The following is a 25,177-nucleotide window of genomic DNA, read 5'->3' as shown; positions in this document are numbered from 1 at the left end:
CTAGTCTTACCGCACAATGGACCAGCGATTTGTCGGGCGCAGCGGTCTTTCGGTGTCGCGGATAGGACTCGGCACCATGACGTGGGCCCGCGACACCTCCGCCGAGGAGGCGACGGCGCAGCTGACGGCCTTCGCCGAGGCCGGGGGCACGCTGATCGACACCGCCGACGTGTACGGCGGCGGTGACGCGGAGCGCCTGATCGGCAGGCTCATCCGCGACGTGGTGCCCCGCTCCGAGCTGGTGATCGCCACCAAGGCGGTCCTCACCCCGGCGGGCGTCAGGGACGGCTCCCGGCGTCACCTCATCCGCGCCCTCGACGCCTCACTCGCCCGGCTCGGGCTCGACGAGGTGGACCTGTGGCAGCTCCACGCGTTCGATCCGGCGGTGCCGCTCGAGGAGACCCTGGCGGCCGTCGACTTCGCCGTCTCCACCGGCCGTACGGCGTACGCGGGGGTGTGCAACTACACCGGATGGCAGCTCGCCGCGGCCGCGGTCTGGCAGCGCGCCGGCGACTCGCGCGCCCCGATCGTGTCCACGCAGGCGGAGTACTCCCTGCTGGCCCGGGACGCCGAGGAGGAGGTGGTGCCGGCCGCGGCGCACGTGGGCGCCGGGATCCTCGCCTGGTCGCCGCTCGGGCGGGGCGTGCTGACCGGCAAGTACCGCACCGGCATCCCCGCGGACTCGCGAGCGGCGACGCCGCATTTCGCCGAGTTCGTCCAGCCGTATCTCGACGAGCGCTGCCGCCGGATCGTGGAGTCGGTGACCACGGCCGCTGAAGGCCTCGGCGTGTCGCCGCTCTCCGTCGCACTTTCCTGGGTGCGCGACCGCCCGGGCGTGTCGTCGGCCATCGTCGGCGCCAGGACCCACGCCCAGTTGCTCGGCGTGCTCCAGGCCGAGAAGCTGACCCTCCCCTGGGAGATCCGCGAGGCGCTGGACGACGTCTCCGATCCCTGACCAGAACGAGAATCGGTCTCACGTATCACGCATCGATACCGAATCGCAACTTTCTACTGCATAACCCCGCGCGGTGGCGAACAGTGGCGGGGTACGGATCAGCTTGACGGAAGGGGACACATGGGGATCGCGCGCAACACATCGGCGATCTCCGCGGGGATACTTGCGATCGCGCTCGGCGGGGCGATCCCCCTGGCCGCTCCGGCCCCCGCGAACGCCCGCGACTGCGCCGGCGGCGGAGGTCTCCTCTCGGGGGTGACCAACACCCTGTGCTCGGTGACCGACGGGGTCGCCCAGACGGTGAACCAGGTGACCGACGTGGCCGACAAGGTCACCGGCGGCGCGACGAAACCGGTCACCAAGGCCGTCGACGACGTGGTCGGCACGACGACCAGCACGGTGGGCACGGCGGTCAACGACGTGGGCAAAACCGTCGACGACACCCTCTCCGCGGCCACCGGGAGCGGCGGCCAGACGCCCGCGCCCAGCTCCGGGAGCGGCGGGGCCGCCGGTGCGGTGGGGTCGGCCGTCGGCTCGGCGGTCGGCGGCGCGGTGGACACGGTGCGGGACGTCACCGGAGCGGGCGGCGCGGCCGGGCCCGCCGCCAGCCCCGCGCAGGCCCTCACCGACGGGCTGAGCAAGGCCGTGCGGGACACCTGCCTTCCCCTTGTCGGCGGCGGCTGCGTCCCCGACGCGGATGAGGGCCGGGCGAAGCGGCCGAAGGAGGCCGGAGCCCCCGTCCCATCCGCGCGTCCGGGCACCCTGCCCACCGAGCCCGCGCGGCCGTCCCTCTCCGGCTACGCGCCGGCGGCTGACGAGACCGGCTCCCCCGTCCGGGTCCACCCGGACGAGGACGGCATGATCCCCCTGCTCTGGCCCGGGCTCCGGCTCCCCCAGATGAGCCCCGCGACCCGGGGCGCCGTCATCCGCCCGCACCGGCCGCACGACGGGACGGGCACCGCGCTGACGGCCCTGCTGCTGCTGTCGGCGGTACTCGCCACGCGGGTGGTGTCGGCCCGGCGCGCCCGCGCCGAGCAGCAGGAGTCGATTCCGTTCGAGGGCGGCCTGCGCGTGCCGGGCAGGTCCGGCCGCCATCGCCTCGCCTGAGCCGTCAACCAGTGGTTGACGGATATCCATGCGTCAACCTAAGGTTGTCGCATGGACATCACTTTTCCCCAGTTGGGCGAACTGATCCAGTTCGTGAAACGCGAGCACCCCGAGGGCGACGCCCTGGAGCAGCTCTCGCACGCGATGCTGCTCGCCGACCACCTCGGCGAGACGGCCGACCACCTCGTCGGGCACTTCGTCGACCAGGCGCGCAGAGCGGGCGCCTCCTGGACCGAGATCGGCAGGAGCATGGGCGTCACCAAGCAGGCCGCCCAGAAGCGCTTCGTCACCAAGCGCGCCGCCGAACTGGGCGCGGCCGGCCCCGGCGGCGTCTGGTCCGCCTTCACCGACGAGGCACGCCGGGTGGTGGTGGGAGCGCAGGAGGAGGCGCGCCAGGCCCGGCACGACTACATCGGCACCGAGCACATCGTCCTCGCTCTCCTGCGGGAGGGCGGCAGCGTCGCCGTCCGGGCCGTCGAGTCCCTCGCCTCCGCCGACGCGGTCCGGGAGGCGGTCACCGGCGCGCTCGGCCCCGCCGTCACGGCGCCGACCGGCCACATCCCGTTCACGGCCCGGGCCAAGGAGTCGATCGACCGGGCCGTGGAGGAGGCGCGGCGCCTCGGCCACACCCACGTGGGGCCGGAGCATCTGCTGCTCGGCGTACTGGGCGACGAAGGGAGTGTGGGCGCGCAGTTCCTGATCGGGACCGGGGTGACCAAGGCCGCCGCCGAGGCCGCCATCGCGCGCCTCCTCGACGAGTAGCGGCCGTGGACGGGCGCCGAGAGGTTTGACCTTGACGCGACGTCAACGTTTCTAATGAGCGCATGCGGATCGGCGAACTGGCCGCACTCGCCGGAGTCTCCACCCGGACGGTGCGCCACTACCACCACATGGGACTCCTGCCCGAACCCGTCCGGCTGGCGAACGGATACCGGTCGTACGGCCTGCGCCACGCGGTCGTGCTCGCCCGGGTGCGCAGGCTGGCGGAGCTGGGCCTGTCCCTGGACGAGATCCGCGACGTGCTGGCCGACGACCGGGGCAGGGATCTGCGGGAGGTGCTCGGCGAGCTCGACGCCGACCTCGCCCGCGAGCAGGAGGAGCTCGCGGGCAGGCGGGCCAGGCTCGCCGAGCTGCTCGCCCAGACCGACCTGCACCCGGACGCGGCGGTCTCCCCCGGGATGGCCGAGTTGCTGGGCCGGCTGCGTTCACCGGGATCGCGCAGCGCCGACCTCGACCGGGACCTGCTCGCGCTGATGGACAGCGCGGCCGGTCCCGCGGAGCGGGACCGGATCGTCGAGCTCATGCGTCCGCTCACAGAACCGGGCGCCCTCGCGGCCGGCCACGCCCTGTGGGCCCGGCTCGACGAGCTGGCCGGAGCAGGCCCCGCCGATCCGCGGGTGGCCGCGCTCGCCGCGGACCTGGCGGAGCACATCCCCCGCGAACTGGCCGCCGTGATCCTCTCGCGCCTGCCGGCCGGCCCGCAGGAGCAGCCGGGCGGGGACGAGTGGCTGGCCGCCGTCTCGGGTGAGCTGTCCCCGGCCCAGGCCGAGGTCGTCCGCCTCGCCGTGGCCGTCCTGCGGGACCGGGCATGACGCCCGCCGTCACCCGCCCGCGACGTGTGCCGTTCGAACCGGTACGCAGGATCCTGGGCTTCGACGCCAGGGGCCTGGTCAGCCTCGTCCTGTGGGTCACGAGGCGGCGGGACGGCGTCTCCCCTGGCGCCGTCCCTGTGGCGTACGCGGGCGAGCAGGTGCCGTCGGCGCTGATCCTGCTGTTCGTGCTGGCCGTGGAGACCCCGGCGGCGGAGGTGCTGCTGCGGGCCCTCGGCGCGCCGGCGGCGCTGCGCGCCCTGGTGCTCGTGGCCGATCTCTACTCGATCGTCTTCTGCCTGGCCGTCCACGCGGCCTGCGTCACCCGGCCGCACGTGGTGTCGGAGACCGAGCTGCGGATCCGCTACGGCGTGTTCTTCGACGCCCGGATCCCCCGGGAGCTGATCTCCTCGGTGCGGACGGCCCGCGACGACAACGAGCCCGGCATGGTGAGCGTACGCGACGGGCGGCTCGGCGTGGCGGTCGGCTCGCGGACGAACGTCGTCGTCCGGCTGGCCGGACCGGTCACGGTGACCCGCCCCCTCGGGCGCCACGCCGACGTGATCGAGGTCCGCTTCTTCGCCGACGCGCCCCACACGGTCACGGCCGCGCTCCGGCGGCCCGCCGGCTGAGCCGTGCGCGCCGAAGAGCGCACGGCCTGGAAAAGCACGGACGCGGACAGGCGACCGCGGGATCAGCCTCCCATGGCGTGCACGCCTCCGTCGACGTGCACGATCTCACCGGTGGTCGCCGGGAACCAGTCCGACAGCAACGCGACGCACGCCCTGGCGGCGGGGGCGGTGTCGGTCAGATCCCACCCGAGGGGCGCCTTCGCCGGCCAGCTCTCCTCGAACTCCTTGAACCCGGGGATGCTCTTGGCCGCCATCGTCCGCAACGGCCCGGCGGCGACCAGGTTGACCCTGATGCCCTGCTTGCCCAGATCGCGGGCGAGGTAGCGGGAGCACGACTCCAGCCCGGCCTTGGCCACGCCCATCCAGTCGTAGACCGGCCACGCCTTGGTCGCGTCGAAGTCGAGACCGACGACGGCGCCGCCCTCCTTCATGAGGGGCAGGCACGCCACGGCGAGCGACTTGAAGGAGTAGGTGGAGACGTGGACGGCCGTGGCGACGTCCTCCCACGAGGTGTTGAGGAAGTTGCCGCCGAGGGCCGTCTGCGGCGCGAACCCGATCGAGTGCACCACCCCGTCCAGGCCGCCGAGGTGCTCGCCGACCCGGTCGGCCAGCGTGTCGAGGTGCTCGGTGTTCTGCACGTCGAGCTCGATCACCGGCGGCGGCTCGGGCAGCCGCTTCGCGATGCGCTCGACCAGGCTCAGGCGGCCGAACCCGGTCAGCACGACCTGGGCGCCCTCCTCCTGGGCGAGCTTCGCCACGTTGAAGGCGATCGACGAGTCGGTGAGGACGCCGGTGACCAGCAGTCGCTTCCCGTCCAGCAAACCCATGCTCTGCTCTCCAGTCTCTCGGCCGTCGGCGGTGACGGGCGTCCGGTCAGTGTCCCATCCCGAGGCCGCCGTCGACCGGGATGACCGCGCCGGTGATGTACGAGGCGTCCTCTCCCGCGAGGAACCGCACGACCCGGGCGACCTCCTCCGGCCTGGCCTGCCTGCCCAGGGGGATGGTCTTGCGGATCTGCTCCTGGTACGCCTCTTCGAGCACGGCCGTCATGTCGGTCTCCACGAAGCCCGGGGAGACGACGTTGACCGTGATGCCGCGCGAGCCCAGCTCGCGGGCGAGGGACCGGCCGAACCCGATCAGGCCGGCCTTGGAGGCGGCGTAGTTGGTCTGCCCGGCCGATCCCGACAGGCCGACGACGGAGGAGATCAGGATGATCCGGCCCCGCCGCAGGCGCAGCATGGGCCGCACGGCCCGCTTGGCCACCCGGTAGGCGCCCGTCAGGTTCGTGTCGATGACGTCGGTGAAGGTCTCCTCCTTCATCATCGGCAGGAGGGTGTCCTTGGTGATGCCCGCGTTGGCCACGACGACCTCGACCGGCCCGTGCTCGGCCTCGGCCTTCTCGAACGCGGCGTCGACGTCGGCGGCGCTCGTCACGTCGCAGCGGACCCCGAACAGGCCCTCGGGCGGCTCCCCCGAACGGTAGGTGACGGCGACGGCGTCCCCCGCGGCCGAGAGCTCGCGGGCGATCGCGAGGCCGATGCCGCGATTTCCGCCGGTGACGAGTACAGAACGAACCATGCGACTGACGGTATCCCCTACCGGGCGGTATACCACTTGTCCGCCGGACACAAGATCACGGGGTTAGGATCGTGGACATGCGCCAGATCGACCCCGACTTTCTCGCCCTGCCGCTGCGGCGGCTGGCGGACGCGGCCCTGCAACGCGCCCGTGATCTGGGAGCCGACCACGCCTCCTTCCGCCTGGAACGGGTGCGCGCCGAGACGCTGCGCCTGTTCGACGCCCGGCTTGAGGGCTCGATGGACGCCGACGACCTCGGCTTCGCCGTACGAGTCATCAAGGGCGGCACCTGGGGCTTCGCCTCGGGCGTCGAGCTGACTCCGGAGGCCGCGGCCCTCGCCGCCGCCGAGGCCGTGCGGGTGGCCGAGGTCAGCGCGCCGATCAACCGGGAGCCGGTCCAGCTCGCCGCCGAGCCCGTCTACGACGACGTGACCTGGGTGTCGGCCTACGACGTCGACCCCTTCGAGGTGCCGCTGCCCGACAAGGCGGCGCTGCTGGCCGAGTGGTCGTCGGGCCTGCTCGGCCGGGTCGACCACGTGTCGGCCGCGCTGATGCAGGTCAAGGAGCAGAAGTTCTACGCCGACACGGCCGGCACGGTGACCACCCAGCAGCGGGTGCGGGTCCACCCGGTGGTGACCGCGATGAAGTCCGAGGGCGACCGGTTCGACGACATGCGGACGCTCGCCCCGCCGGCCGGCCGGGGGTACGAATACCTGACCGGCACCGGCTGGGACTTCCCCGCCGAGCTGGCGGAGCTCCCCGAGCTGCTGGCCGAGAAGCTGAAGGCCCCCTCGGTGGAGGCCGGCACGTACGACCTGGTGATCGACCCGTCCAACCTCTGGCTGACGATCCACGAGTCGATCGGCCACGCCACCGAGCTGGACCGGGCGCTCGGCTACGAGGCGGCCTACGCCGGCACGTCGTTCGCCACCTTCGACCAGCTCGGCACGCTGCACTACGGCTCGCCGGTGATGAACGTCGTGGGCGACCGCACGGTCGAGCACGGCCTCGCCACCGTCGGCTGGGACGACGAGGGCGTGGCCGGGCAGTCGTTCGACATCGTCCGCGAGGGCACGCTCGTCGGCTACCAGCTCGACCGGCGCATGGCGCTGCTGAAGGGCCTCGGCCGCTCCAACGGGTGCGCCTTCGCCGACTCCCCCGGGCACGTGCCGATCCAGCGGATGGCGAACGTGTCGCTGCGGCCCGCCGATGACGGCCCGTCCACCGAGGAGCTGATCTCCCGGGTGCGGCGCGGGATCTACGTGGTCGGCGACAAGAGCTGGTCCATCGACATGCAGAGATACAACTTCCAGTTCACCGGCCAGCGCTTCTTCCGCATCGACGACGGCCGGCTGACCGGGCAGCTGCGCGACGTCGCCTACCAGGCCACCACCACCGACTTCTGGCGGTCGATGGAGGCCGTCGGCGGCCCGTCGACGTACGTGCTCGGCGGCGCCTTCAACTGCGGCAAGGGGCAGCCGGGCCAGGTCGCCCCGGTCAGTCACGGCACTCCGTCCGCCCTGTTCCGCGGCGTGCGGATCCTCAACACCGTCCAGGAGGCCGGCAAGTGAACTCGCCACAGGAGACCGTGGAGCGGGCGCTGGCGCTGAGCCGGGCCGACGACTGTGTCGTGATCGTCGACGAGGGTTCGACGGCCAACCTGCGCTTCGCCGGCAACACGCTCACGACGAACGGCGTGGCCCGCTCGACCCGCCTGACGGTCGTCTCCGTCGCCGGGCAGGGCGTGGGAGTGGTCTCCCGCTCCGCGGTCCGGCCCGACCAGCTCGCCGAGGTGGTCGAGGCCGCCGACCGGGCCGCCCGGGAGGCGCGGCCGTCCGAGGACGCCCGGCCCCTCGTGGAGGGCGGCACGTCGGACGGGTGGGACCGCCCGGTCGAACCGACCTCGATCGGGGTGTTCGGCGCCTTCGCGCCGGCGCTGGGCGAGTCGTTCGCCGCCGCCGAGGCGTCGGGGCGCCGGTTGTACGGCTTCGCCGAGCACATCCTCACCTCGACGTTCGTCGGCTCCTCGACCGGGCTGCGGCTGCGGCACGACCAGCCGACCGGCCGCCTTGAACTGAACGCGAAGTCCGCGGACATGTCCCGGTCGGCGTGGACCGGCGTGGCGACCCGCGACTTCGCCGACGTGGACGTGGCCGCGCTCGACGCGACGCTCGCCCAGCGGCTGGAGTGGGGCAAGCGGAAGATCGCGCTGGAGGCCGGCCGCTACGAGACGGTGCTGCCGCCGACCGCCGTCTCCGACCTGCTCATCTACCTCTACTGGTCGGCCGGGGCCCGCGACGCCGCCGACGGGCGGACCGTCTTCTCCAAGCCGGGCGGCGGCACCCGGGTGGGCGAGCGGCTCTCCCCCATCCCACTGCGGCTGTCGAGCGACCCGGGCAGGCCCGGGATCGAGTGCGCGCCGTTCGTGGTGGCGCACGCCTCCAGCCGCGAGCAGTCGGTGTTCGACAACGGCCTGCCCCTCGGCCGCACCGACTGGATCTCGGACGGGAAGCTGGCCAACCTCATGCAGACCCGGCACTCGGCCGAGCTGACCGGCCTCGCGGCCACCCCGCAGATCGACAACCTGATCCTGGAGGGCCCGGACGGCGGCCGCTCCCTGGAGGAGATGGTCGCCTCGACCGAGCGCGGGCTGCTGCTCACCTGCCTGTGGTACATCCGGGAGGTCGACCCGCAGACGCTGCTGCTCACCGGCCTCACCCGCGACGGCGTCTACCTGGTCGAAGGGGGCGAGGTCGTCGGCGAGGTCAACAACTTCCGGTTCAACGAGTCGCCGGTCGACCTGCTCGGCAGGATCACCGAGGTCGGCGCGAGCGGGCAGACGCTGCCGCGGGAGTGGAACGACTACTTCACCCGTGCCGTGATGCCGCCGCTGCGGGTGCCCGACTTCAACATGTCGACGGTCAGCCAGGCGAGCTGACGCCCGTCCTGACAGGAGCTGTCAGGCGTCCTCGAGGCGGAAGCCCACTTTCATGCCGACCTGGAAGTGGGCGACCTCGCCGTCCACGATGTGCCCCCGGACCTCGGTCACCTCGAACCAGTCGAGGTGACGCAGGGTCTGGGCGGCGCGCCTGACCCCGTTGCGAATGGCCTGGTCAACGCTGTCCGCCGAGGTCCCGACGATCTCGGTCACCCGGTAAGTCCGATCCGACATGGTGTCCTCCTGCTCGCTCTCCGCGCGATCTTACGCCGTGCGGCGTGTCCGTCGCCCCGCCTCGGGGTCTACCGTGGAAAACGTGAAGCCTTCGCGGAGATTCCGGCATGATCGGCCGGTGGTCCACCAGGTCACCGACGCGCAGCCGTCGCTGACCGACGACATCAGGCGCCGCGAGCGCAGCTATCTGATCAAGATGGGCATCCGGATCGTCTGTCTCATCCTGGCCGTCGCCCTGCCCGCCCCCTGGCCGGTCCGGGCCCTGCTGGTCGCGGGCGCGGTCCTTTTACCATACCTTGCCGTAATCGGGGCCAACCAACGAGATACGAGCGTTTCAGCAGGCCAGGACTTGACCGGACCTGACCAAAACGAGATACCACGGCATCGACGCGAGATCGGGTCGTGACAAACTCTTGACGCAATCCATGGGTTAGAGGTGTACAGTTTAGCCAAGCGCTCTGGTCCCCCGTCAGAGCGCTGGTGCCGGCGTTCCGGGCCCCCGTCGGAACGCCGATGAAGCGACGCCGGGTGGTTTGCCCCCGTAACCACCCGGCGTCGCCCTTTTCCCAGGAAGTTCCCAGGCCAGGCCCCTTACGACCGGTCTGACTCCTTCTTTCCCCACTCGCCGGCCAGGCGCGACAGCCGCTCCAGCGCGTCCGGCGGAGCCGTCCCCGCGCCCTGGGCCAGCCCGACCAGGTACGCCGTCAACGGAGCGGCCGGCCGGGCCACCCCGTGGGCGACATCCCTCGTCAGATCGAGCATCGCGTCGCGGTCCACCCGGCCTGGGTCCACGCCCAGCTCCCGGCAGACCAGCGCGGTCCACTCCTCCAGCACGTTCATGGGCCTCCTTCAGTCCGGGGTCCTAGTCAGGGCCCGAGTCAGGGCGCGCCGGCCCGGCGGCGCGCCGCGCCGAGATCGTCGACAGTGTCGCAGTCGAACCATGGCTCACGTCCGTCCGCCCTCGCCGGCCGCAGCCGCACCGGCGCCAGCGGGCCGAGCAGCCCGTGCAGAGAGCGGCCCTCGTACGGCTCCAGGGCCCGCCGCAGGACGGCCGTACGCCACACGCCGGCGAGCCACTGCTCCCGCCCGCCGTCGTCGACCAGCACAGCCCCCGCCGCGCCCACCTCGTCTGTGCCCGCCCCGTCTGTGCCCGTCCCGCCCGCGAGCGCCGCGCGCAGCAGGGCCGTGACATCTGCGGCTCCCATGAACGGCAGATCCGCCGCGAGCAGGGCCACCCAGTCGCGCCGCACCTGGCCGAGCCCGGCGCGCAGGGCCGGGATCGGGCCGCCGCCGGGCGGCTCCTCCCTGGTGAACACCGCGCGCAGGCCCGGACGGAACGGCCCCACGACGACGATCGTCCCGGCGGCCGCGACGGCGGCCGCGACCCGCTCCACCAGCGGCCTGCCGCCGACGAGCGCGCCCGGTTTGTCGCCGCCGCCGAACCGCTCGGCCCGCCCTCCCGCGAGGATCACGGCGTCGTACGGCGGGCTCTCGGGCGTGCCGGGTCGCACCGTGAGCCGCCGGTCAGCCGCCGATGGCCGACATCGGCCGGGCGGGCTGCAGGAAACTCGGGTCGTCGATGCCGTGTCCGGCCCGCTTGCCGGCCACGGCCGCGACCCAGCGGGCGGCCAGCTCGTCGTCTGTGGCGCCGGACCGCAGCGCCGCCCGCAGGTCGGACTCCTCCCGGGCGAACAGGCAGTTGCGCACCTGGCCGTCCGCGGTCAGCCGGACCCGATCGCAGGAGCCGCAGAACGGCCGGGTGACCGAGCCGATGACGCCCACCCGGCGCGGGCCGCCCTCCACCAGGAACAGCTCGGCGGGCGCGCTGCCCCGGTCGCCGGGATCGTCCTCCACCAGGTCGAACGCGTCCTTCAGGAGGCCGAGGATCTCGTCGGCGGTCACCATCTCCTCGCGGCGCCAGCCGTGCTGCGCGTCGAGCGGCATCTGCTCGATGAAGCGCAACTCGTATCCCTTGTCGAGGCAGTACCGCAGCAGCGGCACCGCCTCCCGCTCGTTGACGCCCCGCATGAGCACCGCGTTGACCTTGACCGGCGTCAGCCCGGCCGCGGCCGCCGCCGCCATGCCGTCGAGCACGTCGTTCAGCCGGTCGCGGCGGGCCAGCCGGACGAAGACCTCGGGGTCGAGGGTGTCGAGGGAGACGTTGACGCGGTCGAGCCCGGCCGCGGCGAGGGGCGCGGCGAGCCTGGCCAGCCCGATGCCGTTCGTGGTGAGCTGGACCTGCGGCCGGGGACGCAGCGCGGCGGTCGCCGCGACGATCTCGACCAGTTCCCGGCGGAGGAGCGGCTCGCCTCCTGTGTAGCGGACCTCGCGGACGCCGAGCCGCTCCACCCCGATCCGTACCAGCCGGATGATCTCCTCGGCCGTGAGCAGCTCGGGTTTGGGCAGCCAGGACAGGCCCTCGGGCGGCATGCAGTACGAGCACCGCAGGTTGCACCGGTCGGTCAGCGACACCCGCAGGTCGGTCGCGACCCGGCCGAACGAGTCAACCAGCACGAGGGACCTCCATCACCTGAGAGAGTCAAGACTAAGCCCTCGCCGATCGCGGGGAGCCACCGCCCGCCCCTCATTCACCCGCGCCCGCGCTGAAATAACCGGGCTGCGATATCCGGGTGGAAAATATTCGGTTGGTATCCGGGGCGGCTCTCGGCACAGTTGATCACGACACCGATCGAGGAGGCCGTCATGCCGAAGCTGGTAGCGCCCAACCTCCTGTCGTGGGCGAGTGAGATCGACCCCGCGACGGTCGACCAGGCCGCGCGCACGGCGCGGCTGCCGTTCGTGGCGGGCCATGTGGCGCTCATGCCGGACGCGCACATCGGCATCGGCGCCACCGTCGGGTCGGTGATCCCCACCGAGAACGCGATCATCCCGGCCGCCGTCGGCGTCGACATCGGCTGCGGAATGGTCGCCACCGAGACGACGCTCACCGCCGCAGACCTCCCGGAGAACCTCGACGCGCTCATGCCGCTGGTCGAGCGGCGGATCCCGGCCGGGGTCGGCCGGGGGCATGAGAGCCGCGCGGCCGACCGCGCGCTCGCCGGGCTGGGCCGCCCGCACACGCCGCTCAGCCCGAAGCAGGAGACGACCGTGGCCCGCCAGTTCGGGACGCTCGGCTCCGGCAACCACTTCGTGGAGGTCTGCCTGGACGAGCGCGACCGGGTGTGGACGGTCCTCCACTCGGGCTCGCGCGGCATCGGTAACCAGCTCGCCGGCGCGCACATCACGGGGGCCAGGAACCTGATGAAGCGGCTGGCGATCGGGCTGGAGGACGCCGACCTGGCCTACTTCACCCAGGGCACCCCCGAGTTCGAGGCGTACGTCGAGGACATGCTGTGGGCGCAGCGCTACGCGATGGCGTCGCGGGCCCGGATGGACCGCGTGCTGAGCGAGGCGCTGTTCCGGGTGACGGGCACGGGCGCCCGGGTGCGGACCATCAACTGCCACCACAACTTCACGCAGCTGGAGACGCACCACGGGAAGCCGCTGTGGATCACCAGGAAGGGCGCGATCAAGGCCGACCGGGGTGACGAGGGCGTGATCCCGGGCTCGATGGGCACCCGGTCGTACGTCGTGCGCGGGCTGGGCAACCCGGAGTCGTACAACTCCTGCTCCCATGGAGCGGGCCGCCGGATGTCACGGGCCCGGGCGAAGCGGGAGCTCTCCGCCGAGTCGCTGGCCCAGGCGATGCGCGGCCGCACCTGGAACGCCGACCGAGCCGCCTTCCTGGTCGACGAGCACCCGGAGGCGTACAAGCCCATCGATCAGGTCATGGCGGACCAGCGGGACCTGGTGGAGATCCGGCACACCCTGCGGCAGGTGTTCAACTACAAGGGCTGATCGCCGCCGACCCGCGCGGGCGGCGTCAGAGCTTGTACAGCTTGGTGTACGGCGCTCTGATCCATTCGCGCCGGGTGCGGAAGTCGACGAGGACGGCCGCGTCCGGCGCGATCTCGACGACGACGCCCAGGCCGTACTGGTCGTGGCTCACCTGGTCGTCGAGGACGAACTCCTCGGGGGGCGAGGGCGGCGGTGCGGGTTTGAAAGGGCTGGTGGGCAGGTGGCGCCGGGATCCGGCACTGGCTGGCTTCACGTACCTGAGTATGCGCCGCCCCCGGATCGCACCTGCTCGCGGCCCCCTCCCGGACGTGCGCCTCAGGACGCGGCCACACCCGTCCCGCGGATCGCGAGCAGCACCACGCCCACCGCGGCCACGGCGATCGCGGCGGCGAACGGCACCTTCGGCGAGCGTCCGCCGAGCAGGACGCCGGCCACCGAGCATCCCCCGGCGAGGCCCAGCGCGGCCCAGCCGGCCGGTTCCGCCGGGCCGGGCGGCGCGACCAGCAGGACCGCGGAGGCCGCCAGCAGGGGCACCGGGATGAGGACGCGCACCCGGGCCGGCCCCAGCCGCTGCGGCCACCCCCGCACTCCGGCGGCGAGGTCTCCGGCGATGTCGGGCAGCACGTTGGCCAGATGGGCCCCGCAGCCGAGGAGGGCGCCGGCGACGACCGCCCACCAGGCCGGCCGGGGATGGCCGGGGAGCCCGGCCGCGACGAACACCGGCAGCGCGCCGAACCCCACGACGTACGGCGCCCAGGACAGGGCGGTGGCCTTGAGCCCGAGGTTGTACGCCCAGGCCGCCGCCACCCCGAGGAGGTGGGCGAGGCCGGCGACCAGGCCGCAGGCGAGCGAGAGGGGGACGCAGGCGGCCAGCGCGAGCCCGGCCGCCACGCGCACGGCCGACCGGCTCACCCGCCCGGAGACGATGGGCTTCCCGGTCCGTCCGGCGGCGGCGTCGCGCCCGGCGTCCACCACGTCGTTGCACCAGCCGACGGACAGCTGACCGGTCAGCACGGCCGCCGCGACCAGGGCCGAGCCGGCCGGGCCGCGCCCGCCGGCCGCGGCCAGCGCGGTGATCAGGACGGTGACGGCGGCGGCCGGACCGGGGTGGCAGGCGAGCGCGAGCCCGGCGAGGGCCCGAAGCGGCGCTCCCCGGGCGGCTCCGTCGATCACCCGACGAGCATAACCGCGAGGCGCGGCCGGAACCCCTCCATTGGGAGCGCCAGGCATGCCGACGCCAAAGACGGGCAAAATCCCTAGCGTCAGCTGTCGCCGGCCTGGGGAAGTCGAATGACGCGAATCGCGGCTGTCCACGGTGTGCTCCCGCCCAACCGCTACTCGCAGTCAGAGATCACCGACACTCTCGCCCGCGTCTGCCTCCCCGAAGGCGCCGACCGCCGGTTGCTCGACCGGCTGCACGGCAGCGCGCGCGTGCGTCACCGCAATCTGGTGCTCCCGCTGGGCCAGTACGGAAAGCTCGACGGATTCGGCACGGCGAACGACATTTTCATCGAGGCGGCCCTCGACCTCGGCGCCGAGGCGCTGACGGGCGCGCTGGAGGCGGCCGGGATCGCCCCCTCGGACGTCGACATGATCATGTGTACCTCGGTCACCGGCATCGCCACGCCGTCCCTCGACGCGCGTCTGGTGCAGCGGGTCGGCCTGCGCCCGGACGTGAAGCGACTGCCCGTTTTCGGCCTCGGCTGCGTGGCGGGCGCGGCCGGGATCGCACGCCTGCACGACTACCTGAGCGGCTGGCCCGGCCACGTGGCGGTGCTCCTGTCGGTGGAGCTGTGCTCACTCACGCTGCAGCGCGGCGACGCGTCGGTGGCCAACCTGGTGGCGGGCGCCCTCTTCGGCGACGGCGCGGCGGCCGTGGTGGCCGTGGGCGACGACCACCCGGGCGGGCGAGACGGCGGGCCCGGCAGGGGGCCCGGCAGTGGACGCGACAGAGAGCAGGGCGGTGGGGCGGGCCCGTCCGTGGTGGCGACCCGGAGCCGCCTCTACCCCGGCTCGGAGCGGGTCATGGGCTGGGACGTCCGCGACTCCGGCTTCCGGGTGGTGCTCGACGCCGGGGTGCCCGACGTCGTCCGCACGTACCTGAACGGCGACGTGGCCGGCTTCCTCGCCGATCACGGCCTGGCCGCGGGCGACATCGCCGCGTGGGTGTGCCACCCCGGAGGCCCGAAGGTGCTTGAGGCGGTGGCCGAGACCCTGTGCCTGCCCGAGGGCGCGCTCGACCTGACCTGGCGCTCACTCGCGGAGACCGGCAATCTGTCGTCGTCGTCGGTGCTCCACGTGCTGCGCGACACCCTCGCGCTGCGCCCGCCGCCGCCCGGCACGCCGGGACTGCTCATCGCGATGGGCCCGGGCTTCTGCTCGGAGCTCGTGCTGCTGCGCTGGTGACCGGCCCGCGGGCCGGAGCGTTCGGAGGGATCGGAGGGGGACGTGTCACCCTGGTACGCGCTGCTCATAGCGCTCGTCGCCGTGGAGCGGCTGGCCGAACTGGTCGTCGCCCGCCGCAACGCCCGGTGGAGCCTCGCCCGCGGCGGAGTCGTGAGCGGCCGGGGCCACTACCCGTTCATGGTCGTCCTGCACACGGGGCTGCTGGCCGGGTGCCTGCTGGAGGCGGGGCTGGCCGGCCGGCCGTTCGTCCCGGCGCTCGGCTGGCCCATGCTCGGGCTGGTGGTCGCGGCCCAGGGGCTGCGCTGGTGGTGCGTGACGTCCCTGGGACGGCAGTGGAACACCCAGGTCATCGTCGTCCCCGGCCTGCCGCGGGTGCGGCGCGGGCCGTACCGGGTGGCCTGGCTGCCGCATCCCAACTACGTGGCCGTGGCCGTGGAGGGCGCGGCGCTGCCGCTGGTGCACGACGCCTGGGTGACGGCCCTGGCGTTCACCCTGCTCAACGTGCCGCTGATGATCGTCCGGATCAGGGCGGAGAACGCGGCGCTCGCGGCGCTGGGTGAAGCGGCGCCGCGCCACGGCGAGGTCGCCCGGGACACCCGGTGATCGACCTGCTGGTCGCCGGGGGCGGGCCCGCGGGCCTGGCCACCGCGATCCACGCCGCGCTCGCCGGGATGGAGACGGTCGTGGTCGAGCCGCGCGGCGGGCCGGTCGACAAGGCCTGCGGCGAGGGGCTGATGCCGTCGGGCGCCGCCGCCCTCGCCGGGCTCGGGGTGCGGGTGCCCGAGAGCAGGCCGTTCCGCGGCATCCGCTACCTGGACGGGCGGCACCGGGCCGAGGCGGCGTTCCGGGACGGGTCCGGGCTCGGGGTGCGCCGGACCCTGCTGCACGGGGCGCTGCTGCGGCGGGCGCGGGAGGCCGGCGTGCGGCTCGTGCCGGGCCGGGTGCGCGGCGTCCGGCAGGAGGTGGATCGGGTGGTCGCCGTGGGGGCGACGGGGGCCGAACTGGAGGCGCGGTGGCTGGCGGCCGCCGACGGGCTGCGCTCCCCGGTGCGGGCGTGCCTCGGACTGGAGGAGCCCGCGGCCGGGCCCCGCAGGTACGGCCTGCGCCGGCACTTCCGCGTGGCCCCCTGGACCGACTTCGTGGAGGTCCACTGGGCCCCGGGCGGCGAGGCGTACGTCACCCCGGTCGGTGACGACCTGGTGGGTGTGGCCGTGCTCAGCACGTGGCGGCGCGGCTACGGGGAACATCTGGCGGAGTTCCCCGACCTGCTGGCCCGGCTTGAGGGCCCGCCCGCCACCGAGGTGCTGGGCGCGGGCCCGCTGCGCCGACGCGTCCGCGCCCGGGTGGCCGGGCGGGTGCTGCTCGTCGGCGACGCGGCGGGCTACGTCGACGCCATCACGGGTGAGGGGCTGTCGCTGGCGTTGTTGTCGGCCGGGGCACTCGTCCGCGCCCTGCGCGACGGCCGTCCGGAGGCGTACGAGGACGCCTGGCTGCGTCTGTCGCGGCGGTCCCGGCTGCTCACCTCGGCGCTGCTCAAGGCCCGCGGCCACGCCGCCGCCGCGTCGTTGATCGTGCCCGCCGCGCAGCGCCTTCCCGCGCTGTTCGGCGCGGCCGTACGGGCCCTCGCCTGACGGCCGTCGCGCGGACGCGCACTCTCAACGCATTGTCGTGACTCTGTGTCAGATGTTTTGGTCGACCATTTCCGACGGCCGGAATTCATGTTTGGTAACGCCGATTCCGGCACCCAGCCGCGTGCCTCTTCCGTGCCACCATAGTGGACAGATTCGATATAGCCCGACTGACCATATTTTCCCCACTCATATGCAATGATCAGTGGCGTGTCCAGAAAGGCGCGGCCGATCTTCCGGCAAAGGTGACTGGAGGATCTCCGCTTGCCCACAATTGCGACGCTCACTGTGCTCACACTCCTCGGTGTGTCACTGTGCGTCACCCTCGCCCTCCTGCTGCGCCGGCTCAGGCGGCTGCGGGCGACGCAGGCCGAGGCCGTACGGCAGGCGGCGTCGGACGCCCGGGAGCGATTCGGGCGGGACGTGCACGATCTGATCAGCAGCCGGCTGTGGCTGGCCACGCTCAAGAGCGAACTCGCCTACCGTCTCGCCGACGAGGACTCACCCGTCCGCCCGGCCCTCGCCGACGTGGTCAGGTCGATCCGGCAGGCGGCCACGGACATCCGCTACGTGACCCGCTCCTACCAGGAGATATCCCTGACCACCGAGCTGGCGGACGCCAGGGCGGTGCTGCGGGCGTACGGGGCCGCCTGTGAGATCGAGACACCCGGCTCGGCGCTCAAGCCCGACGTCGACGCGGTGCTCGCCGTCATGGTGCGCGAGGCCGTGACGAACGTGCTGCGGCACAGCAACGCCACGACCTGCGCCATCGAGGTGACCGAGCGGGACGGGGCGGTCCTCCTCGTGGTGGCCAACGACGGCGCCGACCCCACGGCCCGCCCCGGCGCCGGCAGCGGCATCGACAACCTGCGCCGCCGCGCGGCCGAGTTCGGCGGCGCGGTGCGCACGGACGTGGCCGCCGACGGCTGGTTCCGGCTCACCGCCGAGATCCCCGACCGGCCGCTGCCGTAACGCCCCCACCCCACCCACAGGCCCGGCCCGTGCCGGCCGGTCCGTGTTCTTCGGCCCGCGTTCCGCCTGCCCGCTCGCGTCACCCGTGAACGGGTCACCAATGCACCCGTGACCCGCTGCATGGGTCGTTATGTGAATTTCCCATGCCTCGCTGTTGACGGGCGTAACTTGGCCAAAGTCTCCATATCCGGAATTCTTTGATGTGACCGGCCTGAGGGGACATCTGGTGATTAGTAAGTACGAGATTTACTGCCTCGCAGATCCCTTGTTCTACGACACCCTCGACAGCAAGCGCGTGGAGCACCCCGACTTCTCCGTGACCGAGCGGCCCGTGCCCGACGGGTGGGCCCACCTCGCCACGGACACCTGGATGCACTACGCGCCGGCCGGCGTCACCCTCCCCACACAGGGCTGGAAGATCCACATCTCGTCCCGGGTGGAGGACGCGGAGCGGGTCATCGCGGCGGCGTGGGACTACTGCGTGCCCCGCGGGCTGGCGTTCAAATACCTGCGCGGCGCCCGGGTGATGCTGATGCAGAACTCCAAGTACGCGTCCCGCGGCGCGAGCGGCAAGCTCGTGACCGTCTACCCGTTCGACGAGGCCCAGCTCGAGCTGGTGCTGAAGGAGCTCGCCGAGATCCTCGACGGCGTCGAGGGGCCGTACATCCTGAGCGACCTGCGCTACGGCGACGGCCCGCTGTTCGTCCGGTACGGCGGCTTCGCCGAGCGCCACTGCGCCGGGGAGAACGGCGAGCAGGTGCTGGCCATCGAGGACCCGGACGGCAGGCTCGTGCCCGATGTGCGCGGGCCCGGCTTCGCCCTCCCCCCCTGGGTGCCGCTACCGGCGTTCCTCGAACCCCACCTGGCCGCGCGCAACGCCGTCACCCTGGAGGGCCTGCCGTACCAGGTGGAGAGCGTGCTGCACTTCTCCAACGGCGGAGGGGTGTACCTCGGCCGCGACGTCCGGACGGGTGAGCGGGTCGTGCTGAAGGAGGCCCGCCCGCACGCCGGGCTCGACACGGCCGGGCGCGACGCGGTCACCCGCCTGCGGCACGAGGCCGACATCATGGAGCGGCTGGCGGGTCTCGACGCGGTGCCGGCCGCCCTCGACTACTTCACACTGGGCGACCACCACTTCCTCGTCCAGGAGTACGTGGACGGCGCGACGCTGAGCCAGCTCATCGCCCAGAAACACCCGCTCACCCGGGCCGACGTGACGCCGGAGATGGTCGCCGGCTACACGGACTGGGCGGTCGCGATGCTCGCCCGGGTGCGGCGAGCCGTCGCGGACCTGCACGGACGCGGAGTCGTCTTCGGCGATCTCCACCCCTTCAACATCCTCGTCGACGGCGAAAGGGTGGTGCTGATCGACTTCGAGGTCTCCTCGCTCGCCGAGGAGCGCAGGCGGCCCACGCTGGCCAACCCCGGCTTCGTCCCGCCGCCCGACCGGCTGGGCGTCGAGGCCGACGAGTACGCCCTCGCCTGCCTGCACCTCGGGATGTTCGCCCCGATGTCGACGATGCTGCTGCCGCTCCACCGGCCGAAGGCCGTCCAGCTCGCCCGGCTCATCACCGAGACGTTCCCCGCGCCGGCGCCGCTCATGGCGGGCGCCGTCCGCACCCTCCTCGGGCGCGAGCCGGAACCCGAGCCCAGCCTGCTCTCCCGGCCCTGGCCCGAGCTGCGGGAGGCGATCGCCACCGCGATCCTCGCCGCCGCCACCCCCGGCCGTACGGACCGGCTGTTCCCCGGCGACATCGTGCAGTTCGAGCCGGGCGGCGGCGTCAGTCTCGCCAACGGCGCGGCCGGCGTCCTGTACGCCCTCGCGGTCACCGGTGCCGGGCGGTTCCCCGAGCACGAGGAGTGGCTGGCCGGCCGGGCCGCGCGGGCCGGGGCGGGCATCGGGTTCTACAACGGACTGCACGGCGTGGCCTACGCCCTGCTCGCCCTCGACCGGCGGCGGGACGCGCTCGACGTGGCCGAGCTGTGCGGCCGGCAGGACTGGGCCGGCCTCGACCTCAGCCTCTACCGCGGCCTGTCCGGTGTGGCGCTGAGCCTCATGCACCTGCACGGCGCCACCGGTGAGACGGCGTTCCGCGACGAGGCCGAGCGGGTCGTCCAGGCCGTGGCCGACCGCCTCGGCGGGGCCGGCGACGTCCCGGAGATCAGCGGCGGCGTCCATCCGCATGCCGGTCTGATGTACGGCTCCTCCGGCCCGGCCCTCATGTTCCTGCATGCCTACGAGCGGTGCGGCGACACCCGGTTCCTCGACCTGGCCGCGACCGCGCTCCGGCAGGACCTGCGTCGCTGTGTCACCCGCGAGGACGGCCAGCTGCAGGTGCAGCAGGGCTGGCGTACCAACCCGTACCTGGATGAGGGGTCGGCGGGCATCGGGCTCGTCCTGGACCGCTTCCTCACCCACCGGCACGAGGACGACCTCGCCGCCGCGTCCGACGCGATCCGCCCGGTCATGTCGCTGCCGTACTACATCCAGTCGGGCCTGTTCGCCGGGCGGGCCGGCATGATCGCCGGTCTGGCCACAGGCTCGCGGCCCGACCGGCGGGCGGCGGGCGAGCACATCGCCCTGCTGGGCTGGCACGAGCTTCCGTACGGAGGCGGGCTGGCCTTCCCCGGAGCCCAGTTGCTCCGCCTTTCCACAGACTTCGCCACCGGGAGCGCCGGAGTGCTGTTCGCGCTCGGCACCGTGCTGCACGACCAGCCGGTCTCGCTCCCGTTCCTCGAGCCCCCGGACGGTCCCAGGCGCAGGGGCCCCTGCGCACCGCCGCCGGGTCATCTGTCCCGACCAGCACCGGAAGGAGGTGTTCGTAATGGCGCTCCTCGACCTGCAGACCCTTGAGGCTCCTCACGGCGGTGGCGGCGGCGGCGGTGGTAGCAACCTGAGCCTGCTCGCCTGCACCCCGCACGAGAACAGCAGCCTCAGCATCATCTGTGGCTGATAGCGGTTCACGCGTTTGACGCGGAAGCCTGGGCGGCCCGTGGCCGTCCAGGCTTCCGTCGTTCGCGCCCTGCTGTTCAAGACCCCTCTCTCGCCCGAATCCTCGTTCAGCTCTACGTCCTCCGGGAGGCACGGTGACCTCGCGGTCCGCGGACCGGCTCATCCTCGACGCCGTACGGCGGGGCGGCCCGTGGCTCGCCGGGCTCGCCGCCGCCGCGCTCGTCGGCGCCGCGGCCGAGCTGGCGCTCCCCGCGGCCCTCGCCCAGGCCGTCGACGCCCTCGTCTCCGGGACGCCCGGCGGCGAACGCCGGGTGATCCTCACCGCGCTGCTGGTCGGCGTGGTGGTCGCCTGCGACGCCGTGCGGGTGCTCGCGGCCGGCCGGGCCGGGGCGCGCACCGCGCTCTGGCTGCGCCGCCGGGCCGTCGTCCACGTTCTGTCGTCGGGCACCGCGCTGAGCCGGCGCCTCACCCCCGGGGAGATCGTCACCCGGGCCGGCGTCAACGCCGAAGAGGTGGCACGCACCCCCGAGGCGGTGGTCACCGCGGCGGCGCTGCTGGTGCCGTCCGCGGGCAGCGTGATCGCGCTCGCCCTGATCGATCCGTCGCTGGCGGTCACCCTCGTGGCCGGGCTCGTGCTGATCGTGGCCGTCCTGCGGGCCTTCATCCGGCGCACCACCGCCGCCTCCGGGGGCTACCAGCGGGCGCAGGGACAGATCGCGGCCAGGCTCGTCGGCGCCCTCGCGGGGGCGCGCACCGTCGCCGCCGCCGGAACCCAGGATCGGGAGGCCCGCCGCGTGCTGGCCCCGCTCCCCCGCCTGCGCGAGCACGGCCTCGACCTGTGGCGGCTGCAGGCGCGGGCCGGCGTGCGGGCCGCCGTGGTGATCCCTCTGCTGGAGACCGCCGTCCTCGCGGTCGGCGGGCTGCGGCTCGCCGCCGGCGACCTCACCGTCGGGGAGTTGCTGGCCGCCGCCCGGTATGTCGTCCTCGGCGCCGGCCTCGGGTCGGCGATCGGGTACGCCGCCCGGCTGGCCCGCGCCCGCTCGGCCGCCGGCCGCCTGGACGAGCTGCTGGCCGCGCCCGCCCCTGCGTACGGCTCCCGCCCGCTGCCCGACGGGCCGGGGCGGCTGGAGCTGCGCGGCGTCACCCTCGACGCGGACGGCGGGCCCGTGCTCGCCGGCGTCGACCTGATCGTGCCCGGCGGGTCGTGCGTCGCGGTGGTGGGCAGATCGGGTGCGGGCAAGTCGTCCCTGGCCGCGGTGGCGGGCCGGCTCGCCGATCCCGACTCGGGGTCGGTCCTGCTGGACGGCGTGCCGCTGCGCGAGATCGACCGTCGGGAGCTGAGGAGTGCCGTCGGCTACGCCTTCGAGCGTCCGGTCCTGTTCGGGGAGACGCTGGGCGACGCGATGGGTTCAGGCGTGCCGGGCCAGGACGGCGGGCGGGTGCGCGCGGCGGCGGCCGCCGCGTGCGCCGACGGCTTCGTCCGCCGCCTGCCCCTCGGCTACGCCACCCCGATCGCCGACGCCCCGATGTCGGGCGGGGAGGTGCAGCGGATCGGCCTGGCGCGGGCCTTCGCCCAGGCCGAGCGGCTGCTCATCCTCGACGACGCCATGTCGAGCCTCGACACGGTGACGGAACGGCAGGTCGGCCGGGCGCTCACCGGCGGCCTGGCGGACCGCACCCGGCTGGTGGTCGCCCACCGCGCGGGCACCGCCGCACGTGCCGACCAGGTCGTCTGGCTCGACGAGGGCCGGGTCCGGGCCACCGGCCCGCACGCCCTGCTGTGGCGCGACCCGGCCTACCGGGCCGTCTTCCAGGGGGACTCGTGAGGCCCGGGCGGTTCCTCCCCAAGGTGCCGCCCGCGGCGGCTTCCCTTCTGTGGCGGGCGCTCACGCGGCAGCCGCGCCTGCTCGTCCGGCTGGGAGCGTGGTCGCTGGCGGAGGCGGCGCCCGCCCTGGCGGGAGGGACCGCGGTCGCGCACGCCGTCGACGACGGCTTCGCCGCGGGCCGGCCCGGCACCGGCCTGGCCTGGGTCGCGGTGCCGGCCGTCGCCTGGCTGCTCGCCGCGGTCGCCGCCCGGCAGGTCATGCTGGCCGTCGCCGCCGTGGTGGAGCCGTTCCGCGACGAGTTGCTGGAGACGGTCGTGACCGGCGCGCTGCGGGCCGGTCACGGCGACACGGCGGCGGTCGCGCGGATGAACCATCAGGTCGAGCTGGCCAGGGACGCGTTCGCCGCGATCATCACGGTCGTCAGGTCGTTCGCCTTCACCCTGGTGGGCGTGGCGCTCGGGATCGCGACGCTGGCCCCGGCCGTGCTGCCCGTCGTGCTGCCCCCGGTGCTGGCCGGGCTGCTGCTGTTCCTGCTGTCGCTGCCCACGCTGGCCCGCCGGCAGCGCGACGTCATCCTGGCCGACGAGGCGACCGCCGAGGCCGTCTCCGCGATGGCCGGGGGCCTGCGGGACATCACCGCCTGCGGAGCCGAGTCCCGGGCCGCCGAACGGGTCGGCGGCGAGGTCGTGCGGCAGGCCCGGGCCGCCGGAGCGCTGGCCGCGGTGACCGCCGCCCGTACGCTCACCCTCGCCGTCGGCGGGGGCCTGCCCGTTCTGCTGCTGCTCGCCTTCACCCCCTGGCTGCTGGACCGGGGACTGACGGGCGGCGTCGTCCTGGGCGCGCTCACCTACGTGATGCAGTCGCTCACGCCCGCGCTCGGGGGTCTCATCCAGGGGCTCGGGGTGAGCGGTGTGCGGCTGGCCGTCACCCTCGACCGCATCCTGGGCGCGGCGGCCCCCGCCCCGCCCAGGGGGGACCGGACCCCGGACGGCGTACGGCTGGAACTGCGCGGGGTCCGCTTCGCCTACGGCCCGGCGGCCGAACCGGTGATCGACGACCTCGACCTCGTCGTGGCCGAAGGTGAGCACCTCGCCGTGGTGGGCCCGAGCGGGATCGGCAAGTCGACGCTCGCGGCGCTGGTCACCGGGGTGCTGACGCCCGGTCGCGGGGAGGTTCTGCTGGGCGGCGTCCCGGCGGCCGAGGTCACCCCCGGAGCGCGGGCCCTGATCCCGCAGGAGGCGTACGTCTTCCACGGGAGCCTGACGGAGAATCTGACCTATCTCGCGCCGGACGCCACCCCGGAGGAGGTCGACGAGGCGGTGGCGCTGTTCGGGCTGGCCGAGCCGGCCCGGCGCTGCGGCGGGCGGGACGCTCCGCTCGACCCGGCGGCCCTGTCGGCGGGTGAGCGGCAGCTCGTCGCGCTGGCCAGGACATACCTGTCCCCCGCCCGCCTGGTCGTGCTCGACGAGGCCACCTCCCATCTCGACCCGGCGGCGGAGGCGCGGGCGGAGGCTGCGTTCGCGGCCCGCGGGGGGACCCTGGTGGTGATCGCCCATCGGATCTCGTCGGCGCTGCGCGCCCGCCGCGTCCTGGTCATGGACGGCGCCAGGGTCACGGCGGGAACGCACGACGAGCTCGTGTCGGCCTCGCCGCTCTACGCCGACCTGGTGGGGCACTGGGAGGGCGGCCCGCCGATGGGAACGCTAGCGGCGGGCGCGGTAGCGGAGGACGCCGAGGTCGCGCCCGGCCGGCGGCCACAGCCAACCGCACTCGGAGGCGATCTGGATCGCCTCGACGCGTGATCGGGCGCCGACCTTGCTGAGGATGCGCGACAGGTAGTTGCGGACCGTTCCACGCGAAAGGCACAGCCGGTCGGCGATCTCGCCCACGGTGGCGCCGTCCGCGGCCGTCTCCAGGACGTCGAGCTCGCGCGCCGTGAGCGGGTTGCTGTCCGCGTCGAGGGCCGCGACGGCCAAATCGGGGTCGATCACCCGCTCGCCCCGGGACACGCGGCGGATGCAGTCCACGAGGTGGCTGGGCAGGGCGTCCTTCACGACGAAGCCCCGCACGTTGGCGTCGAGCGCCCGGCGCAGCGCCATCGGGGTGCCCAGGCCGGTGAGGACGATCGTCTTGCAGGACGGCAGCCGGCGGTGCAGTTCGGCGGCGGCGGTGAGGCCGTCGACCCCCGGCATGCCGATGTCGAGGAGCGCGATCTCGGGCCGCCGCAGGCAGGCCAGGCGCACGATGTCCTCGCCCCGGTCGGCCTCGGCCACCACCTCGAGGTCATGCTCTCCGGACAGGAGGGCGACCAGGGCCTTCCTGATCAGATGCATGTCCTCGGCCAGCAGCAATCGGATCACTGTCGGTCTCCCCACACGCCCGTCGGGCACGCACCTGACATCGATTCTCCACCCACTATGGCCGTTAACCGGAGACGCGGAGACCTCTATACCCCAGCTGCAATCGTTAATCTGAGAATTCAGTCAGAGATGTGGGTAATG

26 protein-coding genes are annotated in these 25,177 nt (G+C 73.6%); 17 read left to right on the top strand and 9 right to left on the bottom strand.

Annotated features, from left to right (window positions below; all coding sequences use genetic code 11):
- Positions 1-16 precede the first annotated feature (16 nt).
- From JOL79_RS07450 to JOL79_RS07430, 5 genes are all read left to right on the top strand, one after another.
- On the top strand, positions 17-955 hold the full coding sequence (locus JOL79_RS07450; RefSeq protein ID WP_210154935.1) for an aldo/keto reductase: 939 nt from the start codon (positions 17-19) through the stop codon (positions 953-955).
- A 120-nt stretch (positions 956-1,075) separates the two neighbouring features.
- The gene (locus JOL79_RS07445; RefSeq protein WP_210154934.1) at positions 1,076-2,062 is read left to right on the top strand and encodes a hypothetical protein; all 987 of its coding nucleotides are present in this window, start codon (positions 1,076-1,078) and stop codon (positions 2,060-2,062) included.
- A gap of 51 nt (positions 2,063-2,113) precedes the next feature.
- Complete coding sequence (locus JOL79_RS07440) at positions 2,114-2,824, top strand: Clp protease N-terminal domain-containing protein (protein WP_210154933.1); 711 nt, start codon at positions 2,114-2,116, stop codon at positions 2,822-2,824.
- A gap of 62 nt (positions 2,825-2,886) precedes the next feature.
- Positions 2,887-3,654, top strand: coding sequence for a MerR family transcriptional regulator (locus tag JOL79_RS07435; RefSeq protein WP_210154932.1), 768 nt, complete (start codon positions 2,887-2,889; stop codon positions 3,652-3,654).
- A complete protein-coding gene (locus tag JOL79_RS07430; RefSeq protein WP_210154931.1) occupies positions 3,651-4,283 on the top strand; it encodes a hypothetical protein in 633 nt (210 codons plus the stop codon). Before JOL79_RS07435 ends, JOL79_RS07430 begins: the two co-directional genes overlap by 4 nt.
- 62 nt (positions 4,284-4,345) lie before the next feature.
- Here the strand turns inward: JOL79_RS07430 and fabI are convergent, their stop codons facing one another.
- Positions 4,346-5,110: an enoyl-ACP reductase FabI gene (fabI, locus tag JOL79_RS07425; RefSeq protein WP_210154930.1), complete on the bottom strand. Its 765-nt coding sequence runs from the start codon at positions 5,108-5,110 to the stop codon at positions 4,346-4,348.
- Positions 5,111-5,156: 46 nt separating this feature from the next.
- Positions 5,157-5,861: a beta-ketoacyl-ACP reductase gene (locus JOL79_RS07420; protein WP_210154929.1), complete on the bottom strand. Its 705-nt coding sequence runs from the start codon at positions 5,859-5,861 to the stop codon at positions 5,157-5,159.
- Between the two features lie 77 nt (positions 5,862-5,938).
- Between JOL79_RS07420 and JOL79_RS07415 the strand changes: the two genes are divergently transcribed.
- Both JOL79_RS07415 and JOL79_RS07410 read left to right on the top strand, forming a co-directional pair.
- Positions 5,939-7,432, top strand: a complete 1,494-nt coding sequence (locus tag JOL79_RS07415; protein ID WP_210154928.1) for a TldD/PmbA family protein — start codon at positions 5,939-5,941, stop codon at positions 7,430-7,432.
- Positions 7,429-8,799: a metallopeptidase TldD-related protein gene (locus JOL79_RS07410; protein ID WP_210154927.1), complete on the top strand. Its 1,371-nt coding sequence runs from the start codon at positions 7,429-7,431 to the stop codon at positions 8,797-8,799. Before JOL79_RS07415 ends, JOL79_RS07410 begins: the two co-directional genes overlap by 4 nt.
- A 21-nt stretch (positions 8,800-8,820) precedes the next feature.
- On the opposite strand, the gene JOL79_RS07405 is transcribed toward JOL79_RS07410, so the two are convergent.
- Positions 8,821-9,033, bottom strand: a complete 213-nt coding sequence (locus JOL79_RS07405) for a dodecin (protein WP_210154926.1) — start codon at positions 9,031-9,033, stop codon at positions 8,821-8,823.
- Between the two features lie 118 nt (positions 9,034-9,151).
- Between JOL79_RS07405 and JOL79_RS34915 the strand changes: the two genes are divergently transcribed.
- Positions 9,152-9,439, top strand: coding sequence for a DUF3099 domain-containing protein (locus tag JOL79_RS34915; protein WP_307848380.1), 288 nt, complete (start codon positions 9,152-9,154; stop codon positions 9,437-9,439).
- 185 nt (positions 9,440-9,624) lie between these two features.
- Here JOL79_RS34915 and JOL79_RS07395 read toward each other — a convergent pair whose 3' ends face one another.
- The 3 genes from JOL79_RS07395 to moaA are packed head-to-tail and all read right to left on the bottom strand — an operon-like array spanning position 9,625 to position 11,547.
- A complete protein-coding gene (locus JOL79_RS07395) occupies positions 9,625-9,873 on the bottom strand; it encodes a DUF6457 domain-containing protein (RefSeq protein ID WP_210154924.1) in 249 nt (82 codons plus the stop codon).
- 38 nt (positions 9,874-9,911) lie between these two features.
- Positions 9,912-10,544: a molybdenum cofactor guanylyltransferase gene (mobA, locus tag JOL79_RS07390; protein ID WP_210154923.1), complete on the bottom strand. Its 633-nt coding sequence runs from the start codon at positions 10,542-10,544 to the stop codon at positions 9,912-9,914.
- 13 nt (positions 10,545-10,557) lie between these two features.
- Positions 10,558-11,547, bottom strand: a complete 990-nt coding sequence (gene moaA, locus JOL79_RS07385) for a GTP 3',8-cyclase MoaA (RefSeq protein ID WP_210154922.1) — start codon at positions 11,545-11,547, stop codon at positions 10,558-10,560.
- Positions 11,548-11,736: 189 nt separating this feature from the next.
- Here moaA and JOL79_RS07380 point away from each other — a divergent pair, with 189 nt between their 5' ends.
- Positions 11,737-12,891 (top strand): RtcB family protein, encoded by a 1,155-nt coding sequence (locus tag JOL79_RS07380; RefSeq protein ID WP_210154921.1) that lies wholly within the window; start codon positions 11,737-11,739, stop codon positions 12,889-12,891.
- A 25-nt stretch (positions 12,892-12,916) separates the two neighbouring features.
- On the opposite strand, the gene JOL79_RS07375 is transcribed toward JOL79_RS07380, so the two are convergent.
- Both JOL79_RS07375 and JOL79_RS07370 read right to left on the bottom strand, forming a co-directional pair.
- Entirely contained in the window at positions 12,917-13,144 is a 228-nt protein-coding gene (locus JOL79_RS07375) for a hypothetical protein (RefSeq protein ID WP_210154920.1), read from the bottom strand.
- Positions 13,145-13,206: 62 nt separating this feature from the next.
- On the bottom strand, positions 13,207-14,064 hold the full coding sequence (locus JOL79_RS07370) for a UbiA family prenyltransferase (RefSeq protein ID WP_307848379.1): 858 nt from the start codon (positions 14,062-14,064) through the stop codon (positions 13,207-13,209).
- A 117-nt stretch (positions 14,065-14,181) separates the two neighbouring features.
- Between JOL79_RS07370 and JOL79_RS07365 the strand changes: the two genes are divergently transcribed.
- The 8 genes from JOL79_RS07365 to JOL79_RS07330 all read left to right on the top strand — a co-directional run bounded on the left by JOL79_RS07365 (position 14,182) and on the right by JOL79_RS07330 (position 24,478).
- Entirely contained in the window at positions 14,182-15,297 is a 1,116-nt protein-coding gene (locus JOL79_RS07365) for a type III polyketide synthase (protein WP_210154918.1), read from the top strand.
- 42 nt (positions 15,298-15,339) lie between these two features.
- A complete protein-coding gene (locus JOL79_RS07360; RefSeq protein WP_210154917.1) occupies positions 15,340-15,900 on the top strand; it encodes an isoprenylcysteine carboxyl methyltransferase family protein in 561 nt (186 codons plus the stop codon).
- Complete coding sequence (locus tag JOL79_RS07355; protein ID WP_210154916.1) at positions 15,897-16,928, top strand: NAD(P)/FAD-dependent oxidoreductase; 1,032 nt, start codon at positions 15,897-15,899, stop codon at positions 16,926-16,928. Before JOL79_RS07360 ends, JOL79_RS07355 begins: the two co-directional genes overlap by 4 nt.
- Before the next feature lie 261 nt (positions 16,929-17,189).
- The gene (locus JOL79_RS07350; protein WP_210154915.1) at positions 17,190-17,897 is read left to right on the top strand and encodes a sensor histidine kinase; all 708 of its coding nucleotides are present in this window, start codon (positions 17,190-17,192) and stop codon (positions 17,895-17,897) included.
- Positions 17,898-18,123: 226 nt separating this feature from the next.
- A complete protein-coding gene (lanKC, locus tag JOL79_RS07345) occupies positions 18,124-20,751 on the top strand; it encodes a class III lanthionine synthetase LanKC (RefSeq protein WP_210154914.1) in 2,628 nt (875 codons plus the stop codon).
- Positions 20,723-20,851: a SapB/AmfS family lanthipeptide gene (locus tag JOL79_RS07340; RefSeq protein ID WP_210154913.1), complete on the top strand. Its 129-nt coding sequence runs from the start codon at positions 20,723-20,725 to the stop codon at positions 20,849-20,851. Before lanKC ends, JOL79_RS07340 begins: the two co-directional genes overlap by 29 nt.
- A gap of 133 nt (positions 20,852-20,984) precedes the next feature.
- The gene (locus tag JOL79_RS07335) at positions 20,985-22,676 is read left to right on the top strand and encodes an ABC transporter ATP-binding protein (RefSeq protein ID WP_210154912.1); all 1,692 of its coding nucleotides are present in this window, start codon (positions 20,985-20,987) and stop codon (positions 22,674-22,676) included.
- Positions 22,673-24,478 carry an ATP-binding cassette domain-containing protein gene (locus tag JOL79_RS07330; RefSeq protein ID WP_307848378.1) on the top strand — a complete coding sequence of 602 codons (1,806 nt, stop codon included), beginning with the start codon at positions 22,673-22,675 and terminating at the stop codon, positions 24,476-24,478. The genes JOL79_RS07335 and JOL79_RS07330 overlap by 4 nt, the downstream gene beginning before the upstream one ends.
- On the opposite strand, the gene JOL79_RS07325 is transcribed toward JOL79_RS07330, so the two are convergent.
- A complete protein-coding gene (locus JOL79_RS07325) occupies positions 24,380-25,036 on the bottom strand; it encodes a response regulator transcription factor (RefSeq protein ID WP_210154911.1) in 657 nt (218 codons plus the stop codon). The genes JOL79_RS07330 and JOL79_RS07325 overlap by 99 nt on opposite strands.
- Positions 25,037-25,177 lie beyond the last annotated feature (141 nt).

The organism is Microbispora oryzae, from assembly GCF_017896165.1.
Classification (GTDB): Bacteria; Actinomycetota; Actinomycetes; order Streptosporangiales; family Streptosporangiaceae; genus Microbispora; species Microbispora oryzae.
The sequence above is the reverse complement of the archived record's forward strand: the minus strand, read 5'-3'. Positions and strand labels throughout refer to the sequence as shown.